Origin of the sequence: Geobacter sp. 60473, assembly GCF_036323535.1 — a bacterium.
GTDB classification, from domain to species: domain Bacteria; phylum Desulfobacterota; class Desulfuromonadia; order Geobacterales; family Geobacteraceae; genus Geobacter; species Geobacter sulfurreducens.
Genome location: NZ_AP028967.1, coordinates 1,514,467 through 1,528,018, shown reverse-complemented (window position 1 = coordinate 1,528,018; position 13,552 = coordinate 1,514,467). Strand labels below are relative to the sequence as shown.

At 58.7% G+C, this 13,552-nt stretch carries 13 protein-coding genes; 11 read left to right on the top strand and 2 right to left on the bottom strand.

Annotated features, from left to right (window positions below):
• Positions 1 to 56 precede the first annotated feature (56 nt).
• Both lptG and lptF read right to left on the bottom strand, forming a co-directional pair.
• Entirely contained in the window at positions 57 to 1,133 is a 1,077-nt protein-coding gene (gene lptG / locus AABA48_RS07025) for an LPS export ABC transporter permease LptG (protein WP_286352410.1), read from the bottom strand.
• Positions 1,130 to 2,296 carry an LPS export ABC transporter permease LptF gene (gene lptF / locus AABA48_RS07020; RefSeq protein ID WP_286352411.1) on the bottom strand — a complete coding sequence of 389 codons (1,167 nt, stop codon included), beginning with the start codon at positions 2,294 to 2,296 and terminating at the stop codon, positions 1,130 to 1,132. The genes lptG and lptF overlap by 4 nt, the downstream gene beginning before the upstream one ends.
• A 205-nt stretch (positions 2,297 to 2,501) precedes the next feature.
• Here lptF and rpsB point away from each other — a divergent pair, with 205 nt between their 5' ends.
• The 11 genes from rpsB (at position 2,502) to ilvB (ending at position 13,545) form a co-directional block, all read left to right on the top strand.
• Entirely contained in the window at positions 2,502 to 3,257 is a 756-nt protein-coding gene (gene rpsB / locus AABA48_RS07015; RefSeq protein WP_286352412.1) for a 30S ribosomal protein S2, read from the top strand.
• A 75-nt stretch (positions 3,258 to 3,332) separates the two neighbouring features.
• Positions 3,333 to 3,983, top strand: a complete 651-nt coding sequence (tsf, locus tag AABA48_RS07010; protein WP_286352413.1) for a translation elongation factor Ts — start codon at positions 3,333 to 3,335, stop codon at positions 3,981 to 3,983.
• Between the two features lie 92 nt (positions 3,984 to 4,075).
• Complete coding sequence (pyrH, locus tag AABA48_RS07005; RefSeq protein ID WP_286352414.1) at positions 4,076 to 4,795, top strand: UMP kinase; 720 nt, start codon at positions 4,076 to 4,078, stop codon at positions 4,793 to 4,795.
• A 1-nt stretch (position 4,796) separates the two neighbouring features.
• Positions 4,797 to 5,354 carry a ribosome recycling factor gene (frr, locus tag AABA48_RS07000; RefSeq protein WP_338271227.1) on the top strand — a complete coding sequence of 186 codons (558 nt, stop codon included), beginning with the start codon at positions 4,797 to 4,799 and terminating at the stop codon, positions 5,352 to 5,354.
• Between the two features lie 123 nt (positions 5,355 to 5,477).
• Complete coding sequence (locus AABA48_RS06995; RefSeq protein ID WP_286352416.1) at positions 5,478 to 6,218, top strand: isoprenyl transferase; 741 nt, start codon at positions 5,478 to 5,480, stop codon at positions 6,216 to 6,218.
• A 2-nt stretch (positions 6,219 to 6,220) separates the two neighbouring features.
• Positions 6,221 to 7,051 (top strand): phosphatidate cytidylyltransferase, encoded by an 831-nt coding sequence (locus AABA48_RS06990; protein WP_286352512.1) that lies wholly within the window; start codon positions 6,221 to 6,223, stop codon positions 7,049 to 7,051.
• A 16-nt stretch (positions 7,052 to 7,067) separates the two neighbouring features.
• A complete protein-coding gene (locus AABA48_RS06985; protein WP_286352417.1) occupies positions 7,068 to 8,228 on the top strand; it encodes a 1-deoxy-D-xylulose-5-phosphate reductoisomerase in 1,161 nt (386 codons plus the stop codon).
• A gap of 20 nt (positions 8,229 to 8,248) precedes the next feature.
• Positions 8,249 to 9,316 (top strand): RIP metalloprotease RseP, encoded by a 1,068-nt coding sequence (gene rseP, locus AABA48_RS06980; RefSeq protein WP_286352418.1) that lies wholly within the window; start codon positions 8,249 to 8,251, stop codon positions 9,314 to 9,316.
• Position 9,317: 1 nt separating this feature from the next.
• Positions 9,318 to 10,010 carry a tRNA (adenosine(37)-N6)-threonylcarbamoyltransferase complex dimerization subunit type 1 TsaB gene (gene tsaB, locus AABA48_RS06975; protein WP_286352419.1) on the top strand — a complete coding sequence of 231 codons (693 nt, stop codon included), beginning with the start codon at positions 9,318 to 9,320 and terminating at the stop codon, positions 10,008 to 10,010.
• A gap of 140 nt (positions 10,011 to 10,150) precedes the next feature.
• Positions 10,151 to 11,812: a dihydroxy-acid dehydratase gene (gene ilvD, locus AABA48_RS06970; RefSeq protein WP_286352420.1), complete on the top strand. Its 1,662-nt coding sequence runs from the start codon at positions 10,151 to 10,153 to the stop codon at positions 11,810 to 11,812.
• A 32-nt stretch (positions 11,813 to 11,844) separates the two neighbouring features.
• On the top strand, positions 11,845 to 13,545 hold the full coding sequence (ilvB, locus tag AABA48_RS06965) for a biosynthetic-type acetolactate synthase large subunit (protein ID WP_286352421.1): 1,701 nt from the start codon (positions 11,845 to 11,847) through the stop codon (positions 13,543 to 13,545).
• Positions 13,546 to 13,552: the final 7 nt, after the last annotated feature.

Below are 13,552 nucleotides of genomic sequence, written 5' to 3'. Positions count from 1 at the left end.
GGGCGACCATCGTGCCCGGTCCTGATGCGCCAAGTAGACCACGCCCCGCCGTCGTGTCAACGGTCCAGGGTCATTGCCAGCCAGATGCCCGACAGGGCAAAAAGCACGTTCGCCGCCCATGCGGAGATAAGTGGCGGGAGGATGCCGGTCTGGCCAAAGGAAATGAGAATGGAGTTGGTGATGAAATAGGTGAACCCGATGCCGATGCTCGCTGTAATCCCCAGTGCGACCCCGCTCGACCTCCCCCCCCGCAGGGCGAACGGGATGCCCAGAAATGCCATGATGAGCGAGGCGAAGGGGAGGGATATCTTCGAGTGCATCTGGGCCTCGTAGCGGGTGGTGTCATATCCTCCCGCCTTCAGTTTCCGCACGTAATCGCGCAGTTTGAAAAAGCCCATGTTGTCGGCATACTTATCCACCACCTTCAGGTCCTCTATCTTGAGGTTGAGCTCCGCCGGCAGCGAGGCCAGCGTTCTCGTCTCCACTGAAGGCCCGGCGAGCCCCCGGACCGTCACCGTCTTGAAGGTCCACCTCGCACCGTCCCACGTCCCTTCGGCTGCATCGATCCTGCTGACGGGGCGCATTCCGTCCGAAAAGCGCCAGAGTGTAATCCCTCGCAGCGCCTGCCGACCCGGGTCAAACACCCTTGCCATCATGATCGCACTCTCGTCTTTGTGCCAGATGTTGTTCTGGCGGAAAAACGTGTTGGTTCCCTGCTTGCGGATCAGCACCTGGTCCACGTAGCGCATCTGTCGATAACTGGAAGGCAGTACGAATTCGTTGGAAAAAATCGTGAGGAGGCTGACCGCGGCGGCAATTACGATGAGCGGCGCGCTGATTCTGCCGAGCCCTATGCCGCAGCCGCGCATGGCGACGATCTCGCTGTTGCGGGAAAGCATGCCGAGGGTGAGAAGCGTGGACATGAGCACTGCCAGCGGGATGACCTGGGTGATGATCTCGGGCAACTTGCAGATGAAGTACTGGACGATGTCGATCCACCGGGGATGGAAGCGGAGGAGCCGGCCGATCTTTTCCAGAAAGTCGATGACCAGGTAAATGGCGACGAAGGACGCCAGGCAGAGTCCCAGAATTTTCAGGTAGGCACCGGCAATGTAGCGGGTCAGAATGGTCACGTCTTCCTCCGCTCAAATCTTTGCCGCACCCATGCCAAGGCCGTTGTCACAGAGTCCGCCAGGGGGATCGCCCGGTCGAGGGCCGCCCGTTTCAGGAGAAATATCCCGAGGCCGAGGAATAGTGCATTGGGGATCCATACGGCAACGAATGCCGGAGCGATTCCCTTCTCGTTGACGGTTTTGCCGGCGGACATGAGAATATAGTAGAGCATGAGCAGGATGATGCCGGCGGCAAAACCTCCTGCCCGCCCGGATCTCTGGTTCTGGATACCCAGAGGAACGGCAATGACCGCAAACACTACGCAGGCGAAAGGGAGGGCAAAACGTTTGTGAAGCTCGAAGTGCATCTCGCGGACCAGCTTGGGTTGTTCGCCGGGGGATTTCATGCGGGCAAGGAGCTCGCCCAGGGTCATATCTTCCTCGTTGAGGCGAGCCTTTTGCTGCTCCCGCTGCAGGGCAATGCTCAGATCATAGCTGGTGAATTCCACGAGACGGTAGCCGCCGGTTCCTATGCCCCGATGAATCCCGCCGTTATTCAGCCGCAGGCGAACGATACGTTCTTCGGGGTTGGTAGCCAGCTGGCCGGAAGCGGCGAAGATGGTCGACGGCTCGTCGGGGTTGCGCTCGTCATGGATCAGGATGCCGCTGATCCGTCCGGATTTGGGGTCAAAGCCGTCCACGTAGATCACGAGGCCGGGAAATTCGTCGTTAAAGACCTTTTCCGTGATACTCATGGCGGCGCGCGTCTCTATGACACCGTGGAGGAACTTCTTGAACGCGGTGTTGCCCCAGGGAAGCGCGTAGACCGAGACAAACGTAGTGGCGGCGTATGTGATGACCCCGAAGGCGATCACCGGCACGGCGATGGTTCCTATGCTCATGCCGCTGGCCTTCATGGCGGTCACCTCGCTGTCGGCAGAGAGCCGGCCCATGGCCAGGAGCACCGCCAGGAGAAATGCCATGGGAATCGCCACCAGAAAGAATGAAGGCAGCATGTAGAGGATAAGGCGGGTAACGTCGAGGAACGGGACTCCGCGGGCGAAAACCATCTCGGCGAGCTTCAGGAGGCGGCCCATCAGCAGAACAAAGGTGAATACCGTTAACCCGAGTGCAAAGGGGACTGCGGTTTCAGTGCAGATATAGCGAAACAGGAGTCGGGACATTGGGCAGTCATGATACACGAAGGGGTGCGGCATGTAAATATAAGAGCATAGCCTCGCCAATCTTTGGTGTTGCTAAAGCCGGGCGCTCTGTGGTATATGGATTTGCTGTTCAAATCACGCACGCCTTCCATCGGGCCGGCGGTGTCCCTGGCGGATTCCGGCCATTATCAGGAAGGCGGAGGCACAACCGAAAAGGAGAGAAAGCATGTCGAACATCACCATGAAGGAGCTTCTGGAGGCCGGTGTTCACTTCGGCCACCAGACCAAGAGATGGAACCCGAAGATGAAACCCTATATCTTCGGGGCGCGTAACGGTATTTACATTATCGACCTCCAGAAGACCGTGCGCCTCTTCAAGAATGCGTACAATTTCGTTCGTGAGAACGCCCAGGCCGGCGAAACGATGCTCTTCGTGGGCACCAAGAAGCAGGCCCAGGATGCCATCGGCGAAGAGGCAGTCCGCTGTGGCATGTATTTCGTCAACCAGCGCTGGCTCGGCGGCATGCTCACCAACTTCGTCACCGTCAAGCAGAGCATCGACCGCCTCAAGCGGCTGGATGCCATGTTCGCCGACGGCTCCATTGAAGCGTACACCAAGAAGGAAGCTCTGCAGCTTGAAAAAGAGCGGGAGAAGCTGGAAAAGATTCTCGGCGGCATCAAAGGGATGGGCAAGCTTCCCGGCGCGCTCTTCGTGATCGATCCCAAGAATGAGACTATCGCCATCAGCGAGGCCAAGAAGCTGGGTATTCCCGTTGTGGCCGTGGTTGACACCAACTGCGACCCCGATCCCATCGACTATGTAATTCCTGGAAATGATGACGCCATCCGCGCCATTCGTCTGCTCACTTCCAAGATGGCCGACGCGGTCATCGAGGGCTCCCAGGCTCGTGACGCCGTTCTTCAGACCGGCGACGAGGAGGCTATGGAAGCCGTTGCGGAAGAAAGTGGCGCCGAGGCCTGATCCGGTCTGATTCATCACATCGCATAATGATCGGGACGGCGCTTCGGCTTCCGTTCCTTCACCAGGGAGGATACAGTGAGCATTACAGCTGCACAGGTCAACGAACTGCGTAAAATCACCGGTGCCGGCCTCATGGACTGCAAGAAGGCCCTCACCGAAACCAACGGCGATATTGAGCAGGCGGTCGATTTCCTCAGAAAAAAGGGTCTTGCTGCCGCTTCTAAAAAGGCGGGTCGGGCAGCCACCGAAGGTGCTGTTGGCTCTTATATTCACGCCGGCGGCAAGATCGGTGTTCTTGTCGAAGTGAACTGCGAGACCGATTTTGTGGCGCGCAACGATAGCTTCCAGGTATTCGTGAAGGATATCGCTATGCATATCGCCGCCGCTTCCCCTCAATACGTGCGTCGCGAGGAAGTGCCCGCGGAGCTGCTTGAGCGCGAGAAGGAAATCTACCGCGCCAAGGCCCGTGAGACGGGCAAGCCGGAAAACATCATTGAGAAGATCATCGAGGGGCAGATCAACAAGTTCTACGCCGAGATATGCCTCATGGAGCAGAATTTCGTCAAGGATCCGGACAAGACCGTTCAGCAGTTCCTGAATGAGACTATTTCGTCCATCGGCGAAAACATGTCGGTCAGACGCTTCGCACGCTTCGTTCTGGGCGAAGGGCTTGAAAAGAAAGAATCGGACTTTGCCGCGGAGGTTGCCGCCGTAGCGGGTCTGTAACAAGGCACACGGGCCGGTCATGAACATGGCCGGCTCTTTTTGCGTTCGCGCCGTCAGCGGCGCTTTAACAGCGTGTACGAGGACAGAACATCATGGGTACACCCTACTACGGACGAGTGTTGCTTAAGCTTTCCGGTGAAGCCCTGGCCGGCGATCAGGGATACGGTATCGATCCCCGAACCATTACCGCCATTGCTGCCGAGATCAAGGAAGTTGTGGCCACCGGCTCTCAATTGGCCCTGGTGATCGGCGGCGGAAACATTTTCCGCGGACTTGCCGCTTCTTCCAAGGGAATGGACCGCGCCAGCGCCGACTACATGGGCATGCTTGCGACCATGATCAACTCTCTGGCCATGCAGGATGCCCTGGAGAAGGTCGGCGTCGACACACGGGTCCAGTCGGCCATCGCCATGCAGGAAGTGGCGGAGCCCTACATCAGGAGGCGGGCCATCCGCCATCTGGAAAAGGGACGAATCGTCATTTTCGGCGCCGGGACCGGTAATCCCTACTTTACGACCGACACGGCGGCAAGCCTGAGGGCCATGGAAATCGGGGCGGACGTCATTCTCAAGGGGACCAAGGTCGACGGCGTTTATTCGGCCGACCCCAAGAAGGATCCGACGGCACTGAAGTACCCCCGGCTTACCTACCTCGAGGTGCTCAAAAAGGGGCTTCAAGTGATGGACGCCACGGCAACATCGCTTTGCATGGACAACAATCTTCCCATCATCGTGTTTGATATCACCACCTACGGCAATATCAAGAAAGTGGTGTGCGGCGAAGAGATCGGCACCATTGTGAAAGGAGAATGACATGACGAAAGACGTCATCAACGATATGAAGTCTCACATGGAAAAATCGGTCGAATCGTTGCGTCGCGAGTACCAGAAAGTTCGCACCGGACGGGCAAACACCGGTCTTCTTGACGAGATTAGGGTGGATTTCTACGGCAATCCCTCTCCACTCAACCAGGTAGCTACTCTTGCCGTACCCGAGCCGCGGACCATCACCATTCAGCCGTGGGAGGCAAAGATGATCTCGGTCATTGAGAAGGCGATCCTGAACGCCAATCTCGGGTTCACTCCGTCCAATGACGGCAAGCTCATCAGGATCAGTCTTCCTCCCCTCACCGAGGAGCGTCGCAAGGAGATCGTTAAGTCGCTCAAGAAGACGGCCGAGGATGCCAAGATAGCTATTCGGAACATCCGTCGCGAGGCCATTGATGGTCTCAAGAAGCTGGAGAAGGACAAAAAGATATCCGAAGACGACCTCAAGCGCGCCGAGAAGGAAGTCCAGGATGTGACGAACGTCTTCGTCGCCAAGGTCGACGAGGTCTTAGCTCACAAGGAAAAGGAAGTCATGGAGGTATGAGGAGGCGTGGTCAATGGCCACGCAACCCGTTAATTTCGTTTTTTTCCTTGCGCCCATACTGCTTTTATGGTTTAATCCCCTTTAACCCCTCGTTTAAAGGGGATTTTTTGTTTCTGGTGACATATGCACGGCCTCATACCCGATAAACTCCCCAGGCACTTGGCCATTATCATGGACGGTAACGGCCGCTGGGCTCAGGAACGGATGCTCACGCGGATCATCGGCCACCAGAAAGGGGTGGAGACGGTCAGGGTCATCGTTGAGGAGTGTTCCCGGCTCGGTATCGGATATCTGACGCTCTTCGCTTTTTCAGCAGAGAACTGGCTTCGGCCGAAGACCGAGGTCAAGGCGCTGATGGCCCTGCTGAAAAAGTACATTGCATCTGAGGTTGCGCGGATGGATGCCAACAACATCCGCTTCACTGTCATCGGCAACCGTGATGAACTGCCGCCGGACGTGAACAAAGCCGTCCAGGGCGCCATTGACCGGACCAGCGGCAACACCGGCATGATCCTCACCCTGGCACTTTCCTACGGCGCGCGCCAGGAGATCATGACTGCGGCTACGCGGATCGCCTCGGATATCGCTTCAGGCGTGCTCAAGGCCGAGGATCTCAGTGAGACTGCCTTTTCCTCGTATCTGTTTACCGGCGGGCTCCCTGATCCCGATTTTCTCATCCGCACGAGCGGAGAGATGAGGATCAGTAATTTTCTCCTTTGGCAGCTGGCTTATACGGAGCTCTACTTCTCCTCGGTCAACTGGCCAGAATTCACGCCGGAGGAACTGTACCGGGCATTGAGCGATTACCAGGCCCGCGAGAGGCGTTTCGGTCGCACGAGCGCCCAGATCAACACGAGGAGCTAGCCATTAAGCGCGTCATTACCGGAGCAATTGCCCTCCCTCTGCTGATTCTGTTCGTCCTCAAGGCGAGCTATGTTTTTTTTGCATCGTTCGTCGTTGTTCTCACGTTTCTCGGACTCAGCGAATACTATCGTATGGCGCTTCCGGACCGCAGGGCGGAAGGAGTGGCTGCTTCCCTGGCAGGGGCACTTATACCCGCGTTCCTGGCTGCTCAGGATCGCATCATCGAAATGGTTCCTCTCCGTACATCGTCAACCCTGCTCGCTTTTGCCCTGACGATTGTCTTCCTCGCATTCGCTCTCAGGATTCTCTTCAGTTTTCGCGATGTCCGGTCGGCCGCAGCGGAAACGGCCCTGTTCGCGACGGGGATTCTCTACGTGCCGCTGCTTCTGTCTCACTTGGTGTGGCTGCGCGCTCTTCCGGACGGTGTCGACTGGGTTTTTCTCGTTCTCGTTATTGTCATGTCCGGAGATACGGCAGCGTATTATGTGGGAAGTAATCTGGGCCGCCGCAAGCTTTATCCGTCAGTCAGCCCAAACAAGAGCATTGAGGGGGCAATCGGCGGATTACTCGGCAGCCTTGCCGGAACCTTTGTAGCGCGTCTAACCTTTTTCCCCGGGCTGACCGTTCTTGACTGCATTGCCACGGCGCTCCTGCTGGGAGTTCTCGGCCAGGTCGGCGACCTCTTCGAGTCGTTGCTCAAGCGCAGTTTCGGCGTTAAGGATTCGGGGGCGATCGTGCCCGGTCACGGTGGCATCCTCGACCGGCTGGACAGCATTCTGTTCGCTGTGCCGGCTGCCTACTACTACGCTCTTTTCGTGTTCATGAACCGATAGGTTTGGCAGGGTATCCATGAAAAACATCACCATACTCGGATCAACAGGCTCCATTGGGGTCAGCACGCTGGAAGTTGTCTCAGCCCATCCCGACCGCTTCCGTGTCGTTGCTCTCACTGCCGGCAACAACCTTGAAATGCTGAAGCGGCAGATCGAGATGTTCCGTCCGCAAATGGTCAGCGTTCTGAGCGAAAAACTGGCCGTTGAACTGGACGAAAGTCTGCCAGGGTACAAGCCGGAGATCCATTATGGCATTGAAGGACTTATCGCCGCAGCCACGGCGGGGGATGCCCATATGGTTGTTGCCGCAATAGTCGGTGCCGCCGGGCTGGTTCCGACCGCTGCGGCTATACGGGCCGGCAAAGATGTGGCCCTTGCCAACAAGGAAACCCTGGTCACTGCCGGCAGGCTCATCATGGATCTGGTGCGGGACAAGAATGTCAGACTCTATCCCGTTGACAGCGAACACAGCGCCGTGTTCCAGTCCATGGAAGGACAGAGCCGCAAGGATGTGTTGCGGATCATACTAACCGCTTCGGGCGGCCCCTTCTTGAATCTGCCGCTCGATCAGCTGTCCCGGGTTTCGATCGACGACGCTCTGAACCACCCCAACTGGTCCATGGGGCGCAAGATAACCATCGATTCGGCCACCATGATGAACAAGGGGCTGGAGGTGATCGAGGCTCGCTGGCTTTTCGATACGCCGGCAGAGCGGATCGACGTGAACATTCATCCCCAGAGCATCATCCATTCAATGGTCGAGTATGTGGACGGCTGTGTCATGGCTCAGTTGGGTGTCCCCGACATGAAGGCACCCATCGCCTATGCTCTGACCTATCCCGAGCGGGTTCCCACCGGTGTGAATCCCCTTGACCTCACCGCTCTGTCCGGGCTCACCTTTTTCAAGCCGGACTATCGCCGCTTTCCCGCGCTGAAGCTTGCCTACGACGCTTTGGCGGCTGGGGAAAGCATGCCCGCGGTCATGAACGCCGCCAATGAGGTGGCGGTAGAGGCTTTTCTGTCCGGGACGATCGGATTCATCGACATTGCCGCCACTATCGCACGAACCATGGACGCCCATGAAGCACACACCCTTTCCACCATCGAGGAGGCGCTCATCACCGACCGTTGGGCGCGGGAGAAGGCGCGTGAACTCGTGGGACTTGTCCGCCGCTAACCGCAGTACGAGAGGAGACCATGGTCAGCATCATCTCCGCAATCATCGTTTTAGGAATACTGATCTTCGTTCACGAGTTGGGACACTTCATTTTTGCCAAACTCTTCGGTGTGGGGGTCGAAAAGTTCTCATTGGGATTCGGTCCCAAGCTCATCGGGAAAAAGGTGGGCGAGACCGAGTATCTCATCTCCGCCTTCCCTTTGGGGGGATACGTGAAGATGGTGGGAGAAGGCGTCGAAGGGGAGCTTTCCGAAGAGGACAAGGCCCGTTCCTTTGCCGAGAAATCTCCTCTCAAGCGAATCGGGATCGTTGTGGCCGGGCCGGGCTTCAACCTGATCTTTGCCTGGATCGTATTCATCGCGATCTTCATGATCGGCGTCCCCTCGGTAACCTCCAAGATCGGCGAAGTCGTCAAGGACAAGCCCGCTGCCAAGGCGGGCATCATGGCAAACGACGTCATTACCGGCGTTAACGGCAAGGCGGTCTCTCGCTGGGATGAGATGGCGGCCGAGATCTCTGCGGGGAAGGGCGCTCCCCTTGTCGTTGAGGTGAAGCGGGGGGAAGAGATCAAGACCTTCCGTGTGACGCCCGAAACGCGGACCGGCAAGAACCTTCTCGGCGAAACCGTTACCACGCCGGTCATCGGTGTGGTGGCCTCGGGCGAAACGGTCATAGACACGTATCCCATCAGCGAGGCCCTGCAGCGGGGAACCGTTCAGACCGGCAACGTGATCCGTCTTACGGTCGTCTCTCTGGTTAAGATCGTCGAGCGGGCCGTCCCCCTCGATACCATCGGCGGACCGATCATGATTGCCAAGATGGCCGGCCAGCAGGCCGAAGCAGGAGGAGTCAGCTTTCTGGCATTCATGGCGCTTCTCTCGATCAACCTGGGCGTCCTGAACCTTCTTCCCATCCCGATTCTGGATGGCGGCCACCTGATTTTCTACCTGTGGGAGCTGATCTTCCGCAAACCGGTCAGCATGAGAGCGCGCGAGATCGCCCAGCAGGTCGGGCTTGCCCTTCTTATCGGTCTGATGGTGCTGGCATTCTACAACGATATCGCCCGCTACATCGTGGGACAAGGATAGCGTGAAGATCCTCACCATTGACACCTCCACCTCCACGTGCAGTGCGGCACTGAGCATCGACGGCCGGTGCGCGGGCGAATATCTTCTGGAAGCCGAGCGTCATCCGTCGGAGCGTCTGCTGGCAGCCGTAGATCTGCTGCTTCGGGATACCGGCATGGAGTTGGAGGAACTGGACGGTTTCGGCGTAGCATTGGGGCCGGGATCGTTCACCGGTGTCCGGATCGGAGTGGCCACGGTCAAGGGGCTGGCCCTGGCAACCGGCAAGCCTGCCGTTGGTTTCTCGTCCCTCGCCATGCTCGCCCTGAACCTCCCCTGGAGCTTGTTGCCGGTTTGCACCCTGTTCGACGCTCGCAAAAAAGAGGTGTACGGGGGGCTCTATAGGGTGACGTCAGCTCCCGAACCGGTTATTGTCGACCGCGTTGCACCGCCTGAACGCTTCCTCGAGGCGATTGAAGGTGAGGCCATATTCGTGGGAGACGGGGCCATCCGGTACCGGGAAGCCATCGAGTCGATCCTGGGACATCGTGCTTTCTTTGCCCCTGCGCACTGTCACCAGCCCCGAGCCTCAGCCGGAGCACTTCTGGCGGGTGAGCTGCTGCGCACAGGCGCGGCTGTCCCGCTGCCGCTTCTTAATCCTACCTACATCAGACCGTCCGAGGCGGAGCTCGCCAGGATGTGCCAAAAGGCGGTATAACGCCATTTTATTGGAGTTGACACCGCACCCCCGGTTGTATTATGTTCACACTTTACCTTACCGGCCATGTCAGATTCTTCCCCCTCCGCAGAGGGTGGTTGGTGCCGGTTCATACTCTACCAGTCGCGAGGTAAGTTCACATGCGCAGCGACACTATAAAGAAGGGCGTTGAACGCACGCCGCACCGTGCTCTCATCAAGGGTACCGGCGTCCCCCAGAGCCAGATGGACAAGCCGTTCATCGGCGTGGCCACCAGTTTCACCGACCTGATCCCCGGCCATGTGGGGATGCGCGATCTGGAGCGCTTTATCGAAAAAGGCATCCACTCAGGCGGGGGATACGCTTTTTTCTTCGGCATTCCAGGTGTTTGCGACGGCATCTCCATGGGACACAAGGGGATGCACTACTCGCTTCCCACCCGTGAACTCATTGCCGACATGGTGGAGTCGGTTGCTGAAGCTCATCGGCTCGACGGCTTGGTGCTGCTCACCAATTGCGACAAGATCACGCCCGGCATGCTTATGGCGGCGGCACGGCTCAACATTCCTTCGATCGTGGTTACCGCGGGTCCGATGATGGCCGGTCGCGGTACGGAAGGACGCCGTTATTCATTCGTTACCGATACCTTTGAGGCCATGGCCCGCTACAAGGCCGGGGTCATCGACGAGCGTGAGCTCGGAGTCTGCGAGGACAATGCCTGCCCCGGCATGGGATCTTGTCAGGGGCTTTTCACTGCCAATACCATGGCGATTCTGACCGAGACCATGGGCATGAGTCTCCCCCGTTGCGGCACGGCTCTCGCGGTGTCAGCCCTCAAGCGGCGCATCGCCTTTGCGTCCGGGGAGAAGATCGTCGATCTTGTCCGTAACGATATCACCCCGCGCCAGATCCTTACCCGCGACGCTTTTGAGAATGCCATCCGCGTGGACCTTGCGTTGGGCGGCTCATCCAATACGGTGCTCCATCTCCTGGCCATTGCCCGGGAGGCTGGAGTTGACCTGCCGCTGGAAACATTCGACACGCTAGCCAAGGAAACCCCCCAGATATCTTCCATGAATCCGGCGGGCGAGTACTTCATGGAGGATCTGGACGCCGGTGGCGGCGTCATGGGTGTACTCCGGCAGCTTGGTTCCCTGGTCCGCGACAACCCGACGGTCATGGGGCTCTCCACCCTCCAGCTCGCTTCAACCGTGGAGTCTGTGGACGAACGAGTCATTCGTCCCCTGTCGAACCCGGTGAAGAAGGAGGGCGGGATTGCCGTCCTCTTCGGCAACCTGGCGCCCAAGGGCGCTGTGGTCAAGCAGTCCGGCGTCTCGGATGCCATGATGACATTCGAGGGGACTGCCCGTTGCTTCGATTCTGAAGAGGCGGCCATGGCGGCTCTCATGGGGGGGAGGATCGTTGCCGGCGACGTGGTGGTCATCCGCTACGAGGGTCCCAAGGGAGGACCGGGTATGCGGGAGATGCTGGCACCCACGGCGACCCTCATGGGGCTCGGTCTCGGTGACTCGGTTGCGCTCATCACCGACGGCAGGTTCTCCGGGGGCACCCGCGGTCCCTGTATTGGGCACGTTTCTCCCGAGGCCGCTGAAGGCGGACCCATTGCCCTCGTGGAGGAGGGTGACCGCATCCTGCTCGATATCCCCAACCGTCGGCTGGAACTCCTCGTTGACGAGGCGGTTCTGCAAGAGCGTCGTTCCCGCTGGTCGGCGCCCGAGCCGAAGATCAAAACCGGCTGGCTCGCCCGCTACGCCAAGGTGGTGACATCCGCCTACACCGGTGCGGTGACCTCGGCCGACTGAAACTTTTTCCATTTGCCCGCAGGAGGCTTTGCATGAAAATGACAGGAGCGAGAATATTACTCGAATGCCTCAAGCTCGAAGGGGTCGATACCGTGTTCGGCTACCCCGGCGGCACGGTAATCAACATCTATGATGAGCTGTTTTCTTTCAAGGAGATACGTCACATTCTTCCCCGGCACGAACAGGCCGGCGTCCACGCGGCCGACGGTTTTGCACGTGCCACCGGACGGGTGGGGGTAGCCATCGCCACGTCCGGCCCCGGTGCCACCAACACCGTTACCGGCATTGCCACCGCATACATGGATTCCATCCCCGTGGTGGTCATTACCGGCCAGGTGCCCACGGCCCTTATCGGCAACGATGCGTTTCAGGAAGTCGATATTGTCGGCATCACCCGGCCGTGCACCAAGCATAATTTCCTGGTGAAGGACGTGAAGGATATCCCGTCCATCATCAAGAAGGCATTCTATATCGCCCGCACGGGCCGCCCGGGACCGGTCCTCGTGGATCTTCCCAAGGACGTGCAGATCGCCACCGCTGAGTTTCACTACCCGGACTCCATCGAGTTGCGGAGCTACAAGCCGACGGTGGAGGGGCATTCCAAACAGATCGAAAAGGCCGTCTCCCTCATGCTTGAGGCCAGGAAGCCGGTGATCTACGTGGGTGGAGGGGTGATCTCCGGCGATGCAGCCGGCGAGCTGTATGATTTCGCCAAACGGCTCAATATGCCGGTTACCACGACCCTCATGGGTCTCGGCTCCTTTCCCGAGGATGATCATCAGGCTCTGCGACTCCTGGGAATGCACGGGACCTACTACGCCAACATGGCGGTAACCAACTGCGATATGCTGTTTGCCGTGGGCGCCCGGTTCGACGACCGCGTAACCGGTAAGGTCGCCACCTTCGCCCCCCACGCGAAGATCATCCATGTGGACGTGGACCCCACGTCCATCCGGAAGAACGTGCGGGTCGACCTTCCGATCGTGGGCGAGGTGAAGAAGGTCCTGTCCCAGATGCTCAAGGTGCTGGAGGAGCAGGGGGACAAGGTGGAGCGCTTCCGCACGGGTATTGAACCCTGGATGGCCGAGATCGAGGGATGGAAACAGAAGCATCCCATGACCTACAAGCAGACAACCTCGGTCATCAAACCCCAGTACGTTATCCAGAAGCTTCGGGAGCTTTCCGAGCCCGACGCCATCATCGCCACGGACGTGGGGCAGCACCAGATGTGGACTGCCCAGTTTTTCACCTTCACCAGGGCCCGGACCCTCCTGTCATCGGGCGGACTCGGCACCATGGGCTATGGACTGCCTGCCGCCATGGGCGCTCAGGCTGCGTATCCCGATCGCCAGGTCATCGCCATATGCGGTGACGGCGGCTTTCAGATGAACATGCAGGAACTGGCGACCCTGGTCCAGAATCGGTTGCCGGTCAAGATCTGCATTCTCAACAACAATTTCCTCGGCATGGTCCGGCAGTGGCAGGAATTGTTCTTCGACCGCCGCTACTCCCAGACCTGCATGGAGCTGCCCATCGACTTCATCAAGCTGGCAGAGGCCTTCGGTGCGACCGGCCTCCAGGCAACCAAGGTGGACGAAGTGGAAGGCACCATCAAGAAGGCATTCGAGACGCCCGGACCGGTTATCATGGAGTTCAAGATCGCGCGGGAGGAAAAGGTTCTCCCCATGGTGCCCGCCGGGGCTTCTCTCAATGAAATGGTGCTCAACGCCTAATCGTGCA